We start from the raw sequence: 19,823 nt of genomic DNA on the forward strand, positions 1-19,823 counted from the left end.
CACACGCGGACGGACCCCAACCGGGCCCCGTGACCCGGAGTCTGATGAATGAAAGGCGCCAGTCCAAAGGCTGCAGGCAACCCGAGCGTCGCGCGCACGCGTGGACGGCGCGCGAAAGCGCTCGTCCACTACGCCGACAAGCCCATTCTGCTGATCATGCGGTACATTGGCCGGCGTCCCCTTGCACACGCGTTTGTCCTGCTTGGCATTGTTGCGGCCGTCGGCTGCGCGCTCGGGTCGCAGTTTGCGATCAAAAATCTGATCGACGAATTGCCCGCGGGGCGCCATCATCCCGCCGCCATCGTCACCGCGTTTCTGATCATCGTCGTGCTGCTGTTCGCCGATAACCTGTTCTGGCGGTTATCCGGCTGGGTCAGCGTGCGTACGTTCGTCGCCGTGACGGGCGATGTGCGCCGTCACCTCTTCGGTTATCTGCTTAGCCATTCGACCGGGTATTTCTCCAACGTTCAGCCCGGCACGCTAGCGAGCCGGGTGTCGGCAACCGCGAACGCCATCTTCACGATCGAGAACACCGTCGCGTGGACCGCGCTGCCGCCTCTGCTCTCGGTACTCGGCGCGATTGGCATCATCGGCACGCTGAGTCCATTGATGTCGCTTGCGCTGCTGCTGGTGTCCGGTTGTATGGCTGCCGTCCTGTTCTGGCTCGGCAGCAAGGGCAGGAGCCGGCACATGCGCTTCGCTTCCGATGCGGCATCGGTTGACGGCGAACTTGTCGACGTCATCAGCAACATGACGACGGTCCGGATGTTCGATGCGACACGTCGCGAGAGCGCCCGGCTGCACTCGTTTCTCACTCATGAAATGACATCGCGCGAGGCGAGCGTGCGCTACCTCGAAAAACTGCGACTGTTGCATGCGGTCGCGACATGGCTTCTTTCTTCGGGGCTGCTCGGCTGGGTGCTGTGGCTCTGGACTCGCGGGCGGGCGACGACGGGTGACGTCGTGCTCGTCAGCTCATTGGGATTCGCGATCCTGCATGGCACGCGCGATCTCGCCGTCGCGCTCGTCGACCTGACACAGCATATCTCGAGGCTGGCGGAAGCCGCACAGACGCTACTGGTGCCACGCGACATGGAGGAAATGGTGGGCGTGCCCGCGCTGCAGGTACGCGACGCAAACATCGATTTCGAGAACATCACGTTTGCCTATCCGGGCCGCCGTCCTGTGCTGGATCATTTCAGTTTGCATATCGACGCGGGTCAGAAAGTCGGCCTCGTGGGGCCATCAGGCGCGGGAAAGAGCACCGTGCTCGCGCTGCTGCAACGTCTGTTCGAGCCGCCGCGCGGCTCGGGAGCGGTCACCATCTCGGGCCAGTGTCTTTCCGACGTGAGCCTTGCCAGTCTGCGTAGCGCGATTGCTATCGTGCCTCAGGACATCTCGCTGTTTAACCGCACGCTGCTCGACAACGTGCGATACGGCCGGCCCGATGCCACTGAAGAGGAAGTCTTGCGGGCCTGCGCACACGCGAACTGCCTGGATCTGGTCCGCTCGTTACCGGAGGGCCTTGGGACCGTCGTGGGCGACCGCGGCACGCGCCTGTCCGGGGGGCAGCGTCAGCGCATCGCGATTGCGCGCGCGTTTCTGAAGGACGCACCGATCCTGCTGCTCGATGAAGCGACCTCGGCCCTTGACAGCGTATCGGAAGCGGCCATCCAGCTTGCGCTAGACAGGTTGATGGAAGGACGCACGGTCGTCGCCATCGCGCACCGGCTATCGACGCTGCAGAGCTTTGACCGGATTGTCGTCATCCATCACGGGCGCCTGGTCGACGACGGCGCACCGAACGAGCTATCCAGGCGCGCCGGCATCTATCGCGATGTATTGCTGCGTCAGGAGCGGCGTGCAGCGACGGGCAACCGACAGCCCGAGGTCGTTGCTCACGCCCGCATGGCGAAGGCCAGTTCAGCTTTCGATGAGCCAGCATAAGTTAGCAAAGAAAAAGGGCTGACACGCACACGAGGAGGGACAGACGGCCAGCCGCGGAAACAGTCGTCAAGTCAGGCGCGCGCGCAACGATCCCTCAATTGCAGAATCATCGGTGTGAAGATTAATTGCATCGCCAGCCCCATCTTCCCGCCCGGTACGACGATCACATTCGGCCGCGACATGAACGAATCGTGCAGCATCGTCAGCAGATACGGGAAATCGATGCCCTTGGGCCGCGCAAAGCGAATCACCACAAAACTTTCATCCGGCTGCGGAATCTCACGCGCGGTAAACGGGTTCGACGTATCCACTGTCGGCACGCGCTGGAAGTTCACATGCGTGCGGGAAAACTGCGGGCAGATATAGTTCACGTAATCAGGCATCCGCCGCAGGATCGTGTCGACGATCGCCTCATGCGAATAGCCGCGCATATTCTGATCGCGATGCAGCTTCTGAATCCATTCGAGGTTGATAATCGGCACGACGCCAACCAGCAAATCCGCGTGCTGCGCGACATCGACACGGTCGGTCACCGCCGCGCCATGCAGTCCTTCATAGAACAACAGGTCGGTGCCCGGCTCGACCTCTTCCCATGGCGTAAACGTCCCGGACGCCTGCTTGAACTTCGCCGCATCCGCCTCGTCGTGCACGTAGCGGCGAAACTGACCGGTGCCCGACTTCGCATAGTTCGCGAACAACCGCTCAAGCTCTTCGAGCATATTCGCATCCGGACCGAAGTGACTGAAGTTATGCACGCCGTCGCGCTCGGCCTGCTTCAGCGCCTCGCGCATGCCGAGCCGGTCGAAGCGATGAAACGCGTCGCCCTCGACAATCTGCGCGTTGATCTTCTCGCGCCTGAAGATATGCTGAAAACTCTTCATCACGGTGGTTGTGCCGGCGCCGCTCGATCCGGTCACGGCAATGATCGGGTGCTTGACTGACATGCGCGTTTCTCCGTTGCGAGAGTCCGTGGCCATGACGTTGATCGGTACGCGTGTCCGATCGACGCACGCTTCATGCCGGCGTTTCAGGCAGAAAGAGTGAGCGCTCATTGAAGAGCGGCGACGAAAACGGCCGGTCGGTACCGAGATCATTTTCGCGGTGATAGCGGCCGATGCGCATCACTTCGTTCTTCGAACCGAGAATCACCGGCACGCGCTCATGCAGGTCGCCGGGCACGACGTCCAGAATCCGCTCACGCCCGGTGATCGCGTCGCCGCCCGCCTGCTCGATCAGGAAACTCATCGGGTTCGCTTCGTAGAGCAGGCGCAGCCGGCCCTGCATCGTGGTCGCCGTGCGATAGTCGCGCGGATACATAAACACGCCGCCACGCATCAGAATGCGATGCACCTCGGCGACCATCGCCGCAATCCAGCGCATATTGAAGTCACGCTCGCGGCAACCGCTCTTGCCGTCCTTGCATTCCTGCACATAGCGGCGCACCGGCGGCTCCCAGAAACGCTCGTTCGACGCGTTGATCGCGAACTCACTGGTGTCTTCGGGAATGCGGATGTCCGAATGGGTGAGTACGAAGTTGCCCACTTCCCGTTCGAGCGTAAAGCCGTGCGTGCCGTTGCCGATCGACAGCACAAGCATGGTCGCGGGGCCGTAGATCGCGTAGCCGGCCGCGACCTGTTCGTGGCCCGGCCGCAGAAACGCGGAGCGTTCCATCGTCGATGCCTTGGCTGTGCCCTGCGGCGCGTGCAGCACCGAGAAGATCGACCCGAGCGCACCGTTGATGTCGATGTTCGACGAGCCGTCGAGCGGATCGAACGCGAGCAGATATTCACCACGCGGAAAACAGCGCGGAATCTGGTACACATGCTCGATTTCCTCGGACACCATCCCGGCCAGCAAGCCGTCCCACTCACAGTGCTGCAGGAAGATATCGTTGGTCAGCACATCGAGCTTCTTCTGCTCTTCGCCGTGCACGTTCGCGGAGCGCGCGGAGCCATAGTTGCCGTCGAGCGCGCCGCGCGTGAGCGTCGCGGCGATCGTCTTGACCGATGCCGCGACGTCGATCAACAGCGCCGACAATCCGCTCGCACGGGGTGAAGGGCTCTGCCTGTCGAGCGCATCGATCAGGAACTTCGAGAGTGTCGTTCGTCCGTCTCGCATCACGCGCTCCTAGGAAACCGTGGACTCGGCCCGCGTGGCAGCAGCGGCACGCTGAGGGTCGGGCGTGAGCCGGTCGAACACGCGGCTGGCGCGAATATCGCCTGCGGTAATCAGCGTAAGCGCCGCCGGGTCCGCCGGTTGCGCGCCGTCGAGCGCCGCGGCAAACAGACGATTCGCCTGGCGCAGCCGCGCGCGATCAAGCGCATTGCGCACCGAGCGCGCATTCGCGAAATTCGGCTGCTTCACGCGGCGGTCCAGGTAATCTTCGAATGCGCGGCGCGAATCGCAATCGAACCGGTAGTGCATCGTATCGAGCATCCGTTCGGCAATCGCGAGCAATTCCTCGGCGCCGTAATCGGGAAACGTGATGTGATGCGCGATCCTCGACCGGAAGCCCGGATTGCTCTGGAAAAACGTGTCCATTCTCGCGGCGTAACCCGCGAGAATCACCACCAGGTCATCGCGCTGGTTCTCCATCGCCTGCAACAGGATCTCGATCGACTCCTGCCCGTAGTCGCGTTCGTTTTCCGGACGATACAGGTAATACGCCTCGTCGATAAACAGCACGCCGCCCATCGCGCGCTTCAATACATCGCGTGTTTTCGGCGCTGTGTGGCCGATGTACTGGCCGACCAGATCGTCGCGCGTCACCGACACCAGATGATTGCGCCGGATATAACCGAGCCGGTGCAGCACGTCGGCCATGCGCAGCGCGACCGTCGTCTTGCCGGTGCCGGGGTTGCCGGAAAAACACATATGCAGCGTCGGCGCGCCCGTCGCGATGCCGAGCGTTGCACGCGCCCGTTCGACCAGCAATTGCGCGGCGATCTCGCGAATGCGGGTCTTCACCGGCGCAAGGCCGACGAGATCACGGTCCAGTTCGCCCATCACGCCGGCGATGCCCGACTCGCGGTACAGCGCGAGCAGGTTCACATGAGGCGCGTCGGGTGGCGATTCGGGCTGCGCCTCGCGGCGTGCCGGCAATTCAAGCGTATCGGCAGTCATGGTCGTCTCCGTTTCGATGCAATCCGGTACGAGGCGCTGTGGCTTCACTCGTGCACGTCGGTCCGCGCACCACCGGCGCGGCACCTGAGCGCATAACGCTGCACACGCCCCCGGCTTTCGTCGCGCTCGAGCCATAACGTCGCTTCCACATCCGGCCGGTTCACGATGAACGACAGCCGCATCGTTTCGAAACCACGCACGGAATCGAACGCGTTGACCTTGATGTAGTGCTGCGGATGCGCGGCGCGGCATGCGGTCACTTCCTGCATGACGCCCGCCGCATCGCGCAGATCGAACATCGGCAGCCCCCACATCTCCCAGTATGTGTTGCGCGGATGCGGGTCGTCGGTGAATTCGACCGAGCACGCCCAGCCTTGGCCCAGCGCATAGTCGATTTGCAGGCGGATTTCATCGTCGGTCAGATCAGGCAAAAAAGAAAACGTCCCTTGCGTAATACGCATGGCGGTGCTCCTTCGTGCGAAGCCAGGTGATCGGTTATGCGACGCTTGGCGTCACGGCGAAGTCCGGTGTGTCGGTCGATGCATAGTTAAACGTGACATCGCGCCACGTATCGAGCGCCTGCTTGAGCGGCAGACAGTGGCGCGCGGCGGCTTCGAGCAGGTCGGGTCCCTCGTGCGCGAGATCGCGGCCTTCGTTGCGCGCCTTCACCATCGCTTCGAGCGCGACGCGATTCGCGGTCGCGCCGGCCTGGATGCCGGCCGGGTGCCCGATCGTGCCGCCGCCGAACTGCAGGATCACATCGTCGCCGAACAGGTCGAGCAGCTGGTGCATCTGCCCCGCGTGAATGCCGCCCGACGCGACCGGCATCACTTTGCGCAAACCCGCCCACGGCTGGTCGAAAAAGAGACCGCGCGACAGATCGACCGGATTGCGCGCTTCGCGCAGCACGTTGTAGTAGCCCTGCACCGACAACGGGTCGCCTTCGAGCTTGCCGACCGCGGTGCCCGCATGCGCATGATCGACGCCCGCCATGCGCAGCCACTTCGCGATCACGCGAAACGAGATGCCGTGATTGCGTTGGCGCGTGTAGGTGCCATGCCCGGCGCGATGCAAGTGCAGAATCATGTCGTGCTTGCGGGCCCAGCGCGCCATCGACTGAATCGCGGTCCAGCCGATCACCAGATCGATCATCACGATGCACGAGCCCAGTTCTTTCGCGAATTCCGCGCGCTCGTACATGTCTTCCATCGTCGCGGCCGTCACGTTCAGGTAATGGCCTTTCACTTCGCCGCTTTCCGCCTGCGCGCGATTCACCGCTTCCATCGAGAACAGATAGCGGTCGCGCCAATGCATAAACGCTTGCGAATTGATGTTTTCGTCGTCCTTGAGAAAGTCGAGGCCGCCTTTCAGGCCTTCGTAAACCACGCGTCCGTAGTTCTTGCCGGACAGGCCGAGCTTTGGCTTCACCGTTGCGCCAAGTAATGGCCGTCCATATTTGTCGAGCCTTTCGCGCTCGACGACGATGCCGGTGGCCGGCCCATGAAAGGTCTTCAGATACGCGACCGGGATGCGCATGTCTTCGAGCCGCAATGCCTTCAATGGCTTGAAGCCGAACACGTTGCCGATGATCGACGCAGTCAGGTTCGCGACCGAGCCTTCCTCGAACAGATCCAGTTCGTACGCGATGTACGCGAAGTATTGCGGCTCGCTATGGCCGATGCCCGACGCCGGCACCGGTTCGACGCGATACGCTTTCGCGCGGTACATGTCGCACGCGGTCAGTCGATCGGTCCACACCACCGTCCACGTGGCCGTCGACGATTCGCCCGCCACGGCCGCGGCCGCCTCCTCAGGCTCGACACCGGGTTGCGGTGTGATACGGAACAGCGCGATCACGTCCGTGTCTTTCGGCTCGTAATCCGGCTGCCAGTACCCCATCTCGCGATACTTGAGCACGCCCGCGTCGTAACGCGAGCGCCGTGTCGGCGCGGCTACAGGTGCGATCGCCGCCTGGCTGAAATCGTTCATCACTGCCCTCCGGTGAGGTGGCGCTGCGGGCTTGCTTGCCATGGAGGTCAATGTAGGCGTGCGACGCCGCGAAGTGAATTCACGATTTTCTTCCTCTGCCTTAAGTCATGCGTTAAGACAGGTGACGACACAACCCAATGCGCTCACAATAAGTGACGCGGCTGGTGCAACACTTTGCTGCGATATCGCGACAGTAAGACGTGTAAGCAGAAACCCTGGATGTCGGGTACGCCACTCGCGCACCATTCGTGCATGCATTCGGGCCTGTGGCACGCACCTTGCATCGCGAAACGGGTCGACGCGATCGGCGCGGCAAGCGCCGGCCGCCAAGGCAAATGGCTTTCTTCTGAAGGAGGACGACTATGCAGTGGACAACTCCAAGCTATACTGACATGCGTTTTGGCTTCGAAGTCACGATGTATATCGCGACCCGCTAAAGCGCCGAACCCGCGGGGCCTCCTTCGGGCGGCCCCGTCCTTCTTCCGCAGTACAGCCGCAGTATCGTATTTCCCGGTTTTCTCCCGCGTTTTTCCACCCGCCGACCGCCGGTGTATTGCGCGTCGCACGATCAGCGTTGCTCGCCATGATTCACGAAACGATCATCACGACCGCGGCACGCGATGGCACACCTCACATTGCGCCAATGGGCATACGTTTTGAAAACGGTCTTGCGATTCTCGCGCCGTTCCGCCCGTCGACGACGCTCGACAACATCGTCGCCACGCAAGCCGCGGTCATCAATTTCACGACTGACGTCAGGGTCTTTGCCGGCTGCGTCACGGGCACGCAACACAACTGGCCAACGGTCGGTGCGAGCCGCGTGCCGTCGATACGGCTCGTGCAGTCGCTCGCGCATACCGAACTGACACTGACCGAAACGCTGGAAGACGCGCAGCGCCCGACGCTGAAAATGCGCTGCGTGCACAGCGAAACGCACGCGCCGTTTGGCGGCTTCAATCGCGCGCAGGCGGCGGTGATTGAAGGGGCGATTCTGGTCAGCCGGCTTTTTATGCTGCCGGCCGACAAGGTGGACCGCGAAATCGCGTATCTGCAGATTGCGATCGACAAGACCGCCGGTCCGGACGAACAGACCGCATGGTCATGGATCATCGCGGCGATTGAGCGCTATCGCGCGAACGCCGCGAAGCAGCCGGGCAGCGCACATGCATCCGCGTCTCCGGCGTCGGGATCGCCCGATAACGCGCCGCACACGATGCATGAAACACCCTAGAACGTTACCCATCCTTGCAATGCGGCATGAATCATGCGGCACTGCGCCATAGGTCGCACGACAGCAAGCGCCCATCCTTTCGCCCACCGTCCGCCCCGTTTCTGGAGACCTCGATGACTGCATTGCTAGCAAGCGTCCGCTCGGCTGAAGAAGCGTTCGATGCCGCCCAGGCCGGCGCCGAACTGATTGATCTGAAGGAACCGCGCAGCGGCGCTTTGGGCAGCGTCGCGACCGACGAAATCGCGCGCATCACGCGTGAGTTGCGTGCACGCTACCCGGTCAAACCGATCAGCGCGGCGATCGGCGACATGCCGAGCGACGCGCTCGATGACATCACCGCACGTGTGCTCGAGACGGGCGATACAGGTGTCGATTATGTCAAGGTCGGCGTGCATGCAGGTCCGCACGCGCGTGCGTGCCTCACCCATCTCGCCGGGTTACCCGCGCCGGTGTTGCCGGTATTGCTGTGCGATGACGGCATCGACCCGCAGCTGGTCGAACATGCGCTCAACCTCGGTTTCGCGGGCATCGTATTCGACACCGCTGTGAAAGACGGCCGCACGCTATTCGATTGCATCGACGAGGCGACGCTGACCGCGTGCATCGGCGCGATCCGCGCGAAAGGCGCGATGGTGGGTCTTGCCGGCTCGCTCGGCTGGGGTCAGCTCGATAAAATCCGCGCGCACGCGCCGGACATCGCAGGCTTTCGCGCCGCGCTGTGTGCCGATGGACGCACCGCGCGCCTCGACCCGCAGCGTGTCGCGCAATGGGCGGATGCATTGCATCGGCACCCGCACGCTCAATACGCGTGAGCGCACCGCTTTCGGGAATGCCGACGTAAACCCGCAGCCTGAACCTAAGCCGCCGGCGAATTGAGCAAGCGCTCCCGCATCAACCCGACATCGCCCTTGTTGAATAGCTCGACCACGTAATTCGCGTCATTCACGTATTCGACGAAACGCGCATCGAGCACGCCCTCCGACACGAGCAGTTCAAGCGGCCGGCCCGAGTCCACCGCGCACGACTTGACCACCATCAGCCGTTCCGCATTCAACGACGTCGACAGCCACGCCGCCAGGCTGTCCGACGTCGTGTCCCAGTTCGTCATCGCATTCGGCGTCGCGGTCAGCAGGCCGATCGGCATCCACACCGCGACCTTGCCATTGCGCAGCGCGCGCCGGATCATGTCTTCGTTGGTCGCGAGCACGAGTTCGGGCAGCACGCCCTGCATCATCAGCGCGTACTGCGTCATCGCGAGCAGGCACATGTTGTGGGCAGCCAGATCGCCGAATTCCCACTCCTTCTGATAGATGCGGACCCGATCAGCGAAATCGCCCCCACCCGGCACGATCACGATGCGCCCGCCGCCCACTTCCCAAAGCTGCGTTAGCCAATCGCGCAGCGACGGGTCGTGACTCAGGCTGCCCCCGATTTTCACCACCCACATGTCGTTCCCTCGCTCTGTTCCGACTTCACCGGCATCGCTCGTCGTATCCGCGGCCGGATGTGTGCTGCATGGGTCGCTTGTAATTCGGCTATCCCCCTTCATGAGTCACGCTACGCGAGCGGGCTCGGCTTCAGCAGCGCGTGTTTCGCTTGCACCCGGCGCCGCATCCGCCGCCATCAGCAACGCGACCGCCACGCTCGGCGCGCAGGTCGCGATCCATTCATTCAGTTCATGCGTATCTGCGTGCGCGCTTGCTGAACACACGCCACCGGCGAGCTCACTGAAATCGACGTAGGCGCGCCCCATGCGGCGCGCCAGTTCAGCCACCAGAAAACGCCCGCACCCCGCGCCGACCAGCGGCGCATCCGCCAACGCAGGATGCGCGTCGCGAACTTGCGCGACGGTTGCACCGATCGTGCGTAACTGCTCGAGCCGCCAGGTCTGCGCGAACGCGCGCCATTCATCCGTGCTTGCATCGGCCGCGTCACGGCCGATCATCCGTGCGAGTCGTGCGCAACTCGCGTCGACGGTTTTTGGGCCGTTATCCGCACTGGGATGCTGATCGTGCGGCGGCCATAGTTCGCCGGTCAGCCGGTAGATATCCGCACTCGTCGCAAACCATTCGTTCATCACGCCGGTAGTTTCGCCACGAAACGCGATACGGTGCGCAACCCCGCACAGCGGCGTGCGTACGACCCCTTGGTAAACCAGTTCGCCGGTTGCGAGCCGGGCCGCATCGTTCGCTCCGCGCGCCACCACCTGCGCGTCGACGATCGGCACGACATCGGTCGTCGTACTGCCGATGTCGATCAAGAGCGCGTGGGGTCGCCGCGTCGCAACCCACTGCGACGTCGCGAGCCAGTTCGCGGATGCCACCGCGCGCCACCGCACGATCGCGTCGGCAGGCGTCAGCCAGCCATGCCACCCGGCGAAAAACCGCACGGCATCCCCTAGCCGCGCGGCAAGCGTCTGCACCAGCACGCGCACGCCTTGCTCGCGATCCGCGAACAGATCGACCATTTCGCCGGTCATCGTCACGGCGTGGCGCGAGCCTTGCGCGCCGGCGTCGGGCCAGCGCACCAACACTTCGTCGACCACACGTTCGAGATGCGCGAGCCCCTGCCACAACGGACAGGCCCACTGCGCGACGTCGACGAGCGTCCCCGCAGCATCGGCGATCGATACCTTCACATGCGCGCCGCCGACGTCCCAGCCGAACACCGCGCGCGTGCCGGTTGCGCGATCGTCGGCGCCGCTCATGATGGCGTCCTGCCGACGAACAGCGGCGCCCGCGCGCTAGCCGCGCCCGGCTGCGCCTGCATCGAATGACCGGTACGCACGCCATGCGCGGCGAGCACATCCGCGGCAAGATTGCGCCCGAGCCGCGCGGACAAGCCGACATACGCCATCGTCACACGCGGGTTAACCTCGATGACGATCGGCCCGCGCGCCGGATGCCACACCACGTCGATACCGACGAACCCGCGCAGGCCCGGCAGCGCGGCCGCCGAGTGTTGCGCCAGCGTCTCCAGCACGCAGCCTTGCGGGCTGCGAGGGTCGATCTGATCGATATCCACGCCTTCGAATGCCACGACGCGCCCCGCATGCGCCGCCGACGCCGCGTCGGCTACGCCAATCCGCTGCCGGTTGATGCTGACGAGCCGTGCGCCCGCTGCCCCCCCGCAGATCAGCGACAGACTCAGCGCTTCACCCTCCACCCACGCCTGCAACACCGGGTTGCGTCCGTCGGCGGCACGTGCGCGATAGTCCGCACACGCTTCACGCACATTCTCGTAGCGCCACGTATCGAGGCCGCCCGCGCCGTCGTCGGGCTTCACCACCCATCCGGCCACGCCGTCCGCGCTGGCGCGTGCAACATCCGTGTCAAGCATGCCGGGATCGAGTGCGGGCGTCGTCGCGATGCCGTGAGCCGCGAGCAGCGCCGCGGTCGCGCGCTTGCTCGACGCGAGGCTGATCGCTTCCGGCGTGCAACCGAGCCAGCGGTTCGCGCCGACCGCTTCGGCAAGCTTCAGCATCAGGCCGTCGCATTCCGGCGCGACGATCGACGCGTAATCGTGCGCGCGCGCCGCCCGCGCGACGAAGTCCATCATCGGCTCCCCGGGCGCGGCACAATAGTGCGGCAGCGGACTGCGCGACGCGGCCGCGGCTTCGAAGCGCGAACTCGCAAAGCTGACGTCGACGTTGTCGAGCGCACGCACGTCCTGCACGATCGCATCGCGCATCGCGCGGCCTTCGACGATCAGCGCACTCAAGTCGGCGAGACCGCTTTCGCCCGCAAGATCGGGGTCGATGCCGCCGCCGGTGAGATACTCGTACACAAACAGCCTGATCAAGGGACACTCTCCGATGCGGGTCATACCGGTTCTCGATCTACTCGACGGACACGCGGTGCGCGCGATACGGGGTGACCGTGCGAACTACCGCCCTATCCAGTCGTCCTTGTGCGCGACGAGCGAACCGCTCGCCGTCGCGCGCGCGCTACTCGAAGCAAGTGGCGCCGACACGCTGTATGTCGCCGACCTCGGCGCGATCGTCGCGCAACACGCCGATACCTCAACCCTCGCCGCGCTGTGCTCCGGCCTGAACCCTCCCAGCTCCACCCCCCGCCATTCCATCCAGATCTGGCTCGACGCGGGCTTCGCCGACTACACATCGATGCATGCGCACCTCATGCGGATCGGCGCGCCGCGCGGCGCACTCGTGCCGGTGTTCGGCTCCGAGACGCTGCGCACACCCGACGCGCTGCGTGAGGCCGAACGCGCCGGCTATCAGCCGATCCTGTCGCTCGATCGCCGTGCGGGCCGTCCGCTTCATGCGCCGGGCACGGCTGCCACGCTGCACGACACACCTGCGTGGTGGCCGGCGCGCGTGATCGCGATGACTCTCGACCGCGTCGGCGCCTACGAAGGCCCCGACCTCGCTACGTTCAACGCACTGCGCGAGCGTGCCGGCGGCGAACGCATCGTGATCGGCGCCGGCGGTATTCGCCATCGCGCCGATCTCGATGCCGCCGCGCAGAGTGGCGCACAGGCGTGGCTCGTCGGCTCGGCGCTGCACGACGGCAAGCTGGCGGCGTCGCCGCATGCTGTCAGGTGAATCGCAAACACAATATCCATGCCAAGCGGCAACACGCGCGTAGAACGCAATCCAATCGCAAGGAACGCGCGGCGCGGCTCGCGCAAGTGACACTGTGTTCCAGCGCGACGCACATACTGTGTTGCGCATGCTGACTTCGCCGCCGCCTGTCATCGTTCAGATCAGCTTGCGCGATCGGCATGGAGCTTGCTGTACGACGCGGCATGCACGATCCAACCTCCCCCGCGCCGCGTGGCGGTCAGGCGGCCGCGCCGGTTGCGCGGCCGGCGTCCGCTTTAGCCGCGTCCCGATCGATCACGCACGACTGGACTTGCCCCTTCTGCCCGCTGCTGTGCGACGACATCGACGCACATGTGCGCGACGACGCGACGATCGTCGCGCCCACGACCGAGTGCCCACGCCTTGCCGACGCGCTCACGCATTACGGCGCCGCCGACAGCCACTGCCCGCCGTCGATCGACGGCCAACCCGCCGCGCCCGACGCCGCGCTTGCGCATGCAGCCGACATCCTCGGGCGCGCGCAGCGACCGCTGTTCGGCGCATGCGCGACGGATGTCGCGGGCGCGCGCGCGCTCTACACGCTCGCAGCCGCATGCGGCGCAACGCTCGATACGCTGCACGGCGACGCGCTGAGCGCAGCGACGCTCGCACTACAGGACCGCGGCGCGTTCTTTACGACCCTGTCGGAGGTGCGTTCGCGCGCTGACCTGCTGATCGTGTTCGGCTGCGCACCCGCGCAAAATCACCCGCGCTTTTACGAGCGTGCGCTTGCCGGTGCAAGCGGCACCGCGAGGCCGCGCACACTCTGCTTCGTCGGCTGTCCGGTCGATCCGGCGGCAAGCCGCGTCGCCCACGCATGTTGCGAAGCGATCCTCGCTGAGGCCGCGCCGCACGATCTGCTTGCGTTGTGGTCCGCCATCGCGGAAGGCCGCAACCCGGCCACGTTCGAAAAAGGCTCGGCTGAAACCGCGCATATCGCGACCCAACTCGCGGCACTGGGCGCGCGCATCGCGTCGGCGCACTACACGGCGTTTGTCTACGAGCCCGCGGCGCTGCCGCAACCGCACGCGGCACTGCTGATCGAAGCGCTGCACCGGATCGTCAAGGCGATCAACCGGACCCGCCGCGCGGGCGCGCTGGCGCTCGGCGGCGCGGACGGCACGCTGACCGTGAACCAGACTGTGACCTGGCTATCCGGCCTGCCGCTGCGCACGCGCGTGTCCCGCCCCGATCGGCCGGAAGGCACGCCGCCCCTTGAGCACGACCCATATCGCTATCGCACCGAACGTCTGCTGCAAGCGCGCGAGGTCGATGCGCTGCTGTGGGTGACGAGCTTCGCGCCGCATCCGCTGCCCGCCGCGCTCGATCCGCAGGTGCCGGCCATCGTGCTTGGGCCGCCCGCGCTGGCGAAAACGCTCGCGCCGCGTGCGGCGCCCACGGTGTTTATGCCCGTCGCGACACCGGGGGTCGACCGCGACGGTCATCTGTTCAGGCTCGATACCTCCGTCGTCACACCGTTGCATCCGGCGCGGCAGAGCGGTCTGCGCAGCGTCGCCGAGATCGCCGCGGATCTGGCCGAGCGTATCGCCGGCGCGAGGAGTCCGTCATGAGCCTTGCGCGACTGACCGGCGGCGTCGTCTACGATCCGGCCAACGGCGTGAACGGCGAGCGGCGCGACCTGTACTTCCGCGACGGCCGCATCGTCGATGGGTCTGATCACGCAGGCGTCGACCACGACTACGACGCGCGCGGGATGATCGTGATGGCAGGCGGTATCGACCTGCATTCGCATATCGGCGGCGGCAAGACGAACCTGTCGCGCCTGCTGCTGCCGGAAGACCATCGCGCAGACCCGCCGCGCGGCGCGGCGTACGAAGCGGTGCGCGACACCAACGGCCGCTACCTGCGCTTGCCGTCGTGCGGCGTTTGCGCACCGGGTACGCTCGCCACCGGCTATCGCTATGCGGAGATGGGTTATACCGCCGCGTTCGAGCCGGCGATGATCGCGTCGAATGCGCGCCATGCGCATCTGGAGATGGGCGACACGCCGATCATCGATCACGGCGCCTACGTGATGCTAGGCAATGACGAACTGCTGCTGCAGATGCTCGCCGCCCATGAAGACTTCGAGCAACTGCGCGACTATGTCGGCTGGACCATGCATGCCAGCCGCGCACTCGGCGTCAAAGTCGTGAATCCGGGCGGCATCTCGGCATTCAAGTTCAATCAGCGCGCGCTCGACGTCGACGAAGCGCACGTGCACTACGGCATCACGCCGCGCGACATCCTGCGCACGCTGACGCGCGCGCTGACCGAGTTGCGCGTGCCGCATCCGCTGCACGTGCACGCCAGCAATCTTGGCGTGCCCGGCAACCTCGCGTCGACCATCGCGACGATGGACGCCGCCGACGGCCTGCCGATCCACCTGACGCACATCCAGTTCCACAGCTACGGCACCGAAGGGCCGCGCAAGTTTTCGTCGGGCGCGCGCGCGATTGCCGAAGCGGTCAACGCGCGGCCCAATGTATCGATCGACGTCGGCCAGATCATTTTCGGGCAGACCGTCACCGCATCCGGCGATACGATGATGCAGTTCAGGAACGCGCCGCTCGCGAACCCGCGCAAATGGATTCTCGGCGACATCGAATGCGATGCAGGCTGCGGCGTCGTGCCGTTCCGCTACCGCGAGCAAAGCTACGTGAATGCGCTGCAGTGGATCATCGGCCTCGAGATCTTTCTGCTGGTCGACGACCTATGGCGCGTGTCGATGACCACCGATCATCCAAACGGTGGACCGTTTACCAGTTATCCGCACCTGATCCGGTTGCTGATGGACAAGTCGTTTCGCGACGCGCAACTCGACCGGCTGCATCCGGAAGCGAAGGTCGCCAGCGCATTGGCGGAACTGAAGCGCGAGTTCTCGCTGTACGAAATCGCCATCATCACGCGTGCGGGGCCGGCGCGACTGCTCGGCCTCGCCGATCGCGGCCAACTGGGCGTCGGCGCGGCCGCCGATATCGCCGTCTATCGCGACGAAGCGGACCGTGAGCGGATGTTCACGTCGCCCGCGTATGTGTTCAAGGACGGCGAACTGGTCGCGCGCGACGGCAACCTCGTGTCGACGCCGACCGGCGGCATTCATTACGTGTCGCCGGAATTCGACCGCGGCATCGTGCAGACCGTGCGCGCGTTCAGCGACGCGAACCTGGTCGGCGACTTCGTGCACGCAGCGATCAGCGACGACGAAATCTGTGCCTGCTGCCGCGGCGGCCGGCTACTGCCGGTCGAATGTTTTACGCATACCGCCGCGCGCGCTGCCGTGCCGCACACGCCGACCGCCCCGCCGTCATCGTCCAGCGGGCAGCCTTGAGCGCGAGCGAGCGAACCATGCAGATCAACGGAACCCTGATCGACGACACCTTTGCGGAAGCCTTCCCGATGAAGGCGACGCGGCTCGTGATCACCGCGCATACGCCCACATGGGCGCGCGCGGCCGCGCAATCGCTGTCCGGCTTCGCGACGTCGGTGATCGACTGCGGCTGCGAAGCGGGCATCGAGCGCGAGCTCGACGCGGCCGACACGCCCGACGGCCGGCCCGGCATTGCGGTGCTGATGTTCGCGGTATCGTCGAAGGAGCTCGCGAAGCAGATCATGCGGCGCGTCGGCCAATGCGTGCTGACCTGCCCGACCACGGCCGTCTACAGCGGCATCGATCCGCAGACCAGCCGCGCGCCGCTGTCCGATCGGGCGCCGCTCGGCGGTGCGCTGCGCTTTTTCGGCGACGGCTGGCAGATCGCCAAGATGCTCGGCGATACGCGCTACTGGCGCGTGCCGGTAATGGACGGCGAGTTTGTCTGCGAAGAGTCGGCGGTGACGGTGAAAGCCGTGGGCGGCGGCAACCTGCTGCTGCTGGCGCGCGACATCGACCATGCGCTCGCGGCCGCCGAGGCGGCGGTTGCCGCAATGCATCAATTGCCGAATGTGATTACGCCGTTTCCGGGCGGCGTCGTGCGCTCGGGGTCGAAGATCGGCTCGAAGTACGCGGGCGCCGTCGCGTCAACCAACGATCCGTTCTGCCCGACGCTAATTGGCGTCGCGAAACGCACCGAGCTGACCGCCGAAGTGGGCTGCGTGCTGGAGATCGTGATCGACGGACTCACCGACGCCGACGTCGGCGCCGCGATGACGGCGGGCATCGCGGCCGCGTCGCGTGCAGGCGGTGTGCTGCGGATTTCGGCGGGAAACTATGGCGGGAAGCTCGGCCCGTATCACTTTCACTTGCATGCGCTCGCCGCGTCGATCAGGGCGGCGACGGGCCCGGCGGGCGCCGACACGTCACGGGGCACGTCGGGACCTCGGCTGGGCAGCAGGACAGCGGGGCCAGGCACCGGCGGGAGCACGCCATGAGCACGACGACGCTGCGTGTGAGAGCAGCGCCAGGTTTTCGCGTGGACGGTTCGGCGCTGCTGCCGGTTGCGTTCGCCGCGCAATCGACTGAGGAGTTGGCCCGTATCGTGCTGCATGCAGGCAATCACCGATGCGCGGTCGGTGATCTATTCGATATCTCGCGTAGCGCGCGTCAAACGGAGAGTGACGCGCCACCCAGGCTGATCCTTGAAGGCGATGTCCAGTGGCTTGACCGCATCGGCGCGCATCTTGCCGAAGGACACCTGCACGTGACCGGCGTGGCAGGCGACTACGCCGGCTTGCGGATGACGGGCGGCGCGTTGCATATCGATGGCCACGCGGGCGCATTCACCGGCTGCGAGATGCGCGGAGGACAGCTGACCGTCGCCGGCAACACCGGCGACTTTGCCGCGGGCGCACTGCCCGGCGATATCGAAGGGATGACGGGCGGCACGCTCGCGATCGGCGGTGACGCCGGTGCACGCGTCGGCGACCGGATGCGGCGCGGCGTCGTGCTAGTCGGTGCAAATGCGGGCGATTTTGCCGCCTCGCGCGTTGTTGCCGGAACAATCTGCATCGCAGGCCGTAGCGGCGCTCACCCTGCATACGGAATGCGGCGCGGCACGCTATTGCTATTGCATGAGCCGGAGCGCATCCCGCCGACGTTCGCCGAAGGCGGCCATGGTTTCGACGTGTTCTGGACGCTGTTCACACGCGCGCTCGCCGCACTGCGCGAGCCGCTTGCCGCAGCCGGCGCGACCGCACTAGGCGCCGCGCTCGAACCGTTTTTCACACTCGATGCGCGCGCGCTGCCACGCCGCCTGTCGGGCGATCTGGCGGTCGACGGACGCGGGGAATTGCTGATCGCAGGCACACACGGCTCGGGCGCACACTGAACACGATGCATTTCCAGCGAGCCGCATGGCCGAACGCATTGCAGCCGCATCGAATGAACTCTGGCGCTCCACGATGCGCCGAAACAGCAAAGAACAAAGGTGTAAAAGCTGGGAGACGGAATGAACGCAACGCATACGAGCGACGCCCCCCGTGCGGACCACGCTACGAACGAACGATACGCGCGGCCAATGGTCGCACTGCACTGGCTGATCGGGCTCGCGATCATCGCGATGATCGCGATTGGGCTCTATATGGTCGGCTTGCCGCGCGGTCTGCCCTTCAAGGCGTCGCTCATCAACTTTCACAAGTCGCTTGGCTTGACGATTTTCCTGCTTGTGCTAATCCGCATCGTGGTCCGAACGGTCTACGGCAGGCCGCCGCTGCCGCCGATGCGAGCGTGGCAACGCGCCGCCGCGAGCGCTACGCAGGGTCTTTTATACGTTGCCATGGTGGTGATGCCGGTTACCGGCTATCTGGGCTCGTCGTTCAACACATACGGCACGCGTTTCTGGGGCATTTTGCTGCCGAAGTGGGGCTGGGACGACAAAGGGCAGCGCCACTTCTGGTTCACGATCCATGAGATCGCCGCGTGGGTGCTGATCGCGCTGATCGCGCTGCATATCGCCGGCGCGCTCAAGCATCAGTTGATCGACAAAGACGGAGTGGTGCGGAGGATGCTACCTTGATAAGTATGAAGTTTGGAGCAGGCTGGCCACACAACACACGGTGGAACGGGCAATGAAAATCAGGGTCCTCGGTTCATCGGCGGGCGGCGGCTTTCCGCAATGGAATTGCAATTGCCGCAACTGCAACGGGATGCGCAATCGCACGATTGCGGCTGAGCCGCGTACGCAATCGTCGCTTGCGGTCAGCGTCGACGGCATCGCATGGCTATTGATCAATGCGTCGCCGGATATCCTCGCGCAACTCGCCGCCAACCCCGAGTTGCAGCCGGCCCGCCATGCGCGCGATACCGGCATCGCCGCGGTGCTGCTGATGGACGCGCAGATCGATCACGTGACCGGCCTGCTGATGCTGCGCGAACATAACGCGCCGCTGCCGATCTACGCGACCGAGCCGGTCTGGCAAGACCTGTCGACTGGCTTCCCTATCGCGTCGATCCTGTCGCATTACTGCGGCGTCGAGCGCCATACGATTGCCCTCGATGCCGCGCCGCTCGAAATTGCCGCGCTGCCCGGCGTACGCATCGAAGCGCTACCGCTTTCGAGTAAGGCGCCGCCGTATTCGCCGCACCGCACGGCCCCGGAGCGCGGCGACAACATCGGCCTGCTGCTCACCGCGGTCGACTCCGGCAAGCGCGCGTTCTATGCGCCCGGCCTCGGCGCGCTCGAGCCGCCCATCCGCGATGCGATGCGCCGCGCGGACCTGCTGCTGGTAGACGGCACGACATGGACGGACGACGAAATGATCCGGCTGGGCCTGTCGAAGAAAACCGCAGCCGATATGGGTCATCTCGCCCAATCCGGCCCGGGCGGCATGATCGAAGTGCTCGACGCGCTCGACCGCCCCGGCGCGCGCAAGGTGCTGATCCATATCAACAACACGAACCCGATTCTGGTCGACGACGGGCCCGAGCGGCGCACGCTCGCACAGCACGGTATCGAGGTCGCACGCGACGGCATGACTTTCGAGCTTTGAAACGCG

At 65.1% G+C, this 19,823-nt stretch carries 19 protein-coding genes; 11 read left to right on the top strand and 8 right to left on the bottom strand.

All coding sequences use genetic code 11. From position 1 onward, the window contains the following. The first annotated feature begins 48 nt into the window (after positions 1–48). Positions 49–1,947, top strand: coding sequence for an ABC transporter ATP-binding protein (locus tag HV796_RS04385; RefSeq protein ID WP_175225223.1), 1,899 nt, complete (start codon positions 49–51; stop codon positions 1,945–1,947). A gap of 71 nt (positions 1,948–2,018) precedes the next feature. Here the strand turns inward: HV796_RS04385 and HV796_RS04390 are convergent, their stop codons facing one another. From HV796_RS04390 to HV796_RS04410, 5 genes are all read right to left on the bottom strand, one after another. Further along, on the bottom strand, positions 2,019–2,891 hold the full coding sequence (locus HV796_RS04390; RefSeq protein WP_175225224.1) for a phosphoribulokinase: 873 nt from the start codon (positions 2,889–2,891) through the stop codon (positions 2,019–2,021). Positions 2,892–2,961: 70 nt separating this feature from the next. Further along, positions 2,962–4,065 (bottom strand): class 1 fructose-bisphosphatase, encoded by a 1,104-nt coding sequence (locus HV796_RS04395; RefSeq protein WP_175225225.1) that lies wholly within the window; start codon positions 4,063–4,065, stop codon positions 2,962–2,964. A 9-nt stretch (positions 4,066–4,074) separates the two neighbouring features. After that, the gene (cbbX, locus tag HV796_RS04400; RefSeq protein WP_175225226.1) at positions 4,075–5,070 is read right to left on the bottom strand and encodes a CbbX protein; all 996 of its coding nucleotides are present in this window, start codon (positions 5,068–5,070) and stop codon (positions 4,075–4,077) included. A 44-nt stretch (positions 5,071–5,114) separates the two neighbouring features. After that, positions 5,115–5,531, bottom strand: a complete 417-nt coding sequence (locus tag HV796_RS04405) for a ribulose bisphosphate carboxylase small subunit (protein WP_175225227.1) — start codon at positions 5,529–5,531, stop codon at positions 5,115–5,117. 34 nt (positions 5,532–5,565) lie between these two features. Continuing rightward, complete coding sequence (locus tag HV796_RS04410; RefSeq protein ID WP_175225228.1) at positions 5,566–7,059, bottom strand: form I ribulose bisphosphate carboxylase large subunit; 1,494 nt, start codon at positions 7,057–7,059, stop codon at positions 5,566–5,568. 362 nt (positions 7,060–7,421) lie between these two features. Between HV796_RS04410 and pqqA the strand changes: the two genes are divergently transcribed. From pqqA to HV796_RS04425, 3 genes are all read left to right on the top strand, one after another. Further along, positions 7,422–7,496, top strand: a complete 75-nt coding sequence (pqqA, locus tag HV796_RS04415; protein ID WP_075161304.1) for a pyrroloquinoline quinone precursor peptide PqqA — start codon at positions 7,422–7,424, stop codon at positions 7,494–7,496. A gap of 146 nt (positions 7,497–7,642) precedes the next feature. After that, positions 7,643–8,290, top strand: coding sequence for a DUF447 domain-containing protein (locus HV796_RS04420; RefSeq protein ID WP_175225229.1), 648 nt, complete (start codon positions 7,643–7,645; stop codon positions 8,288–8,290). A 113-nt stretch (positions 8,291–8,403) separates the two neighbouring features. Further along, the gene (locus tag HV796_RS04425) at positions 8,404–9,102 is read left to right on the top strand and encodes a (5-formylfuran-3-yl)methyl phosphate synthase (protein ID WP_175225230.1); all 699 of its coding nucleotides are present in this window, start codon (positions 8,404–8,406) and stop codon (positions 9,100–9,102) included. Between the two features lie 44 nt (positions 9,103–9,146). Here the strand turns inward: HV796_RS04425 and HV796_RS04430 are convergent, their stop codons facing one another. The 3 genes from HV796_RS04430 to HV796_RS04440 form a co-directional block, all read right to left on the bottom strand. Then, positions 9,147–9,737 (bottom strand): amino acid kinase family protein, encoded by a 591-nt coding sequence (locus HV796_RS04430; protein ID WP_175225231.1) that lies wholly within the window; start codon positions 9,735–9,737, stop codon positions 9,147–9,149. A gap of 105 nt (positions 9,738–9,842) precedes the next feature. Continuing rightward, positions 9,843–10,997, bottom strand: coding sequence for a hydantoinase/oxoprolinase family protein (locus HV796_RS04435; protein ID WP_175225232.1), 1,155 nt, complete (start codon positions 10,995–10,997; stop codon positions 9,843–9,845). Further along, positions 10,994–12,091 (bottom strand): ATP-grasp domain-containing protein, encoded by a 1,098-nt coding sequence (locus HV796_RS04440; RefSeq protein ID WP_175225233.1) that lies wholly within the window; start codon positions 12,089–12,091, stop codon positions 10,994–10,996. The genes HV796_RS04435 and HV796_RS04440 overlap by 4 nt, the downstream gene beginning before the upstream one ends. A gap of 13 nt (positions 12,092–12,104) precedes the next feature. Between HV796_RS04440 and HV796_RS04445 the strand changes: the two genes are divergently transcribed. The 7 genes from HV796_RS04445 to pqqB all read left to right on the top strand — a co-directional run bounded on the left by HV796_RS04445 (position 12,105) and on the right by pqqB (position 19,817). Further along, on the top strand, positions 12,105–12,854 hold the full coding sequence (locus tag HV796_RS04445; RefSeq protein WP_175225234.1) for a HisA/HisF-related TIM barrel protein: 750 nt from the start codon (positions 12,105–12,107) through the stop codon (positions 12,852–12,854). Between the two features lie 203 nt (positions 12,855–13,057). Then, positions 13,058–14,464, top strand: coding sequence for a molybdopterin-binding domain-containing protein (locus tag HV796_RS04450; protein WP_175225235.1), 1,407 nt, complete (start codon positions 13,058–13,060; stop codon positions 14,462–14,464). Next, a complete protein-coding gene (locus tag HV796_RS04455; RefSeq protein WP_175225236.1) occupies positions 14,461–16,224 on the top strand; it encodes a formylmethanofuran dehydrogenase subunit A in 1,764 nt (587 codons plus the stop codon). The genes HV796_RS04450 and HV796_RS04455 overlap by 4 nt, the downstream gene beginning before the upstream one ends. A gap of 17 nt (positions 16,225–16,241) precedes the next feature. Further along, a complete protein-coding gene (fhcD, locus tag HV796_RS04460) occupies positions 16,242–17,261 on the top strand; it encodes a formylmethanofuran--tetrahydromethanopterin N-formyltransferase (protein WP_175225237.1) in 1,020 nt (339 codons plus the stop codon). Continuing rightward, positions 17,258–18,157, top strand: coding sequence for a formylmethanofuran dehydrogenase subunit C (locus tag HV796_RS04465; RefSeq protein ID WP_175225238.1), 900 nt, complete (start codon positions 17,258–17,260; stop codon positions 18,155–18,157). Before fhcD ends, HV796_RS04465 begins: the two co-directional genes overlap by 4 nt. Positions 18,158–18,277: 120 nt before the next feature. Then, entirely contained in the window at positions 18,278–18,844 is a 567-nt protein-coding gene (locus HV796_RS04470; RefSeq protein WP_175225239.1) for a cytochrome b, read from the top strand. A gap of 52 nt (positions 18,845–18,896) precedes the next feature. After that, the gene (pqqB, locus tag HV796_RS04475) at positions 18,897–19,817 is read left to right on the top strand and encodes a pyrroloquinoline quinone biosynthesis protein PqqB (protein ID WP_175225240.1); all 921 of its coding nucleotides are present in this window, start codon (positions 18,897–18,899) and stop codon (positions 19,815–19,817) included. The last annotated feature ends 6 nt before the right edge of the window (positions 19,818–19,823 follow it).

Origin of the sequence: Paraburkholderia humisilvae (genome assembly GCF_902859855.1) — a bacterium.
Lineage (GTDB): Bacteria > Pseudomonadota > Gammaproteobacteria > Burkholderiales > Burkholderiaceae > Paraburkholderia > Paraburkholderia humisilvae.

What these genes read in the sequence shown, in the direction of transcription:
- HV796_RS04390 (WP_175225224.1), bottom strand. Translation starts at nt 2,891, where the DNA reads ATGTCAGTCAAGCACCCGATCATTGCCGTGACCGGATCGAGCGGCGCC.
- HV796_RS04425 (WP_175225230.1), top strand. Translation starts at nt 8,404, where the DNA reads ATGACTGCATTGCTAGCAAGCGTCCGCTCGGCTGAAGAAGCGTTCGAT.
- HV796_RS04420 (WP_175225229.1), top strand. Translation starts at nt 7,643, where the DNA reads ATGATTCACGAAACGATCATCACGACCGCGGCACGCGATGGCACACCT.
- HV796_RS04450 (WP_175225235.1), top strand. Translation starts at nt 13,058, where the DNA reads ATGCACGATCCAACCTCCCCCGCGCCGCGTGGCGGTCAGGCGGCCGCG.
- HV796_RS04405 (WP_175225227.1), bottom strand. Translation starts at nt 5,531, where the DNA reads ATGCGTATTACGCAAGGGACGTTTTCTTTTTTGCCTGATCTGACCGAC.
- fhcD (WP_175225237.1), top strand. Translation starts at nt 16,242, where the DNA reads ATGCAGATCAACGGAACCCTGATCGACGACACCTTTGCGGAAGCCTTC.
- HV796_RS04455 (WP_175225236.1), top strand. Translation starts at nt 14,461, where the DNA reads ATGAGCCTTGCGCGACTGACCGGCGGCGTCGTCTACGATCCGGCCAAC.
- HV796_RS04430 (WP_175225231.1), bottom strand. Translation starts at nt 9,737, where the DNA reads ATGTGGGTGGTGAAAATCGGGGGCAGCCTGAGTCACGACCCGTCGCTG.
- HV796_RS04395 (WP_175225225.1), bottom strand. Translation starts at nt 4,065, where the DNA reads ATGCGAGACGGACGAACGACACTCTCGAAGTTCCTGATCGATGCGCTC.
- HV796_RS04435 (WP_175225232.1), bottom strand. Translation starts at nt 10,997, where the DNA reads ATGAGCGGCGCCGACGATCGCGCAACCGGCACGCGCGCGGTGTTCGGC.
- cbbX (WP_175225226.1), bottom strand. Translation starts at nt 5,070, where the DNA reads ATGACTGCCGATACGCTTGAATTGCCGGCACGCCGCGAGGCGCAGCCC.
- pqqB (WP_175225240.1), top strand. Translation starts at nt 18,897, where the DNA reads ATGAAAATCAGGGTCCTCGGTTCATCGGCGGGCGGCGGCTTTCCGCAA.
- HV796_RS04445 (WP_175225234.1), top strand. Translation starts at nt 12,105, where the DNA reads ATGCGGGTCATACCGGTTCTCGATCTACTCGACGGACACGCGGTGCGC.
- HV796_RS04470 (WP_175225239.1), top strand. Translation starts at nt 18,278, where the DNA reads ATGAACGCAACGCATACGAGCGACGCCCCCCGTGCGGACCACGCTACG.
- HV796_RS04385 (WP_175225223.1), top strand. Translation starts at nt 49, where the DNA reads ATGAAAGGCGCCAGTCCAAAGGCTGCAGGCAACCCGAGCGTCGCGCGC.
- HV796_RS04465 (WP_175225238.1), top strand. Translation starts at nt 17,258, where the DNA reads ATGAGCACGACGACGCTGCGTGTGAGAGCAGCGCCAGGTTTTCGCGTG.
- HV796_RS04410 (WP_175225228.1), bottom strand. Translation starts at nt 7,059, where the DNA reads ATGAACGATTTCAGCCAGGCGGCGATCGCACCTGTAGCCGCGCCGACA.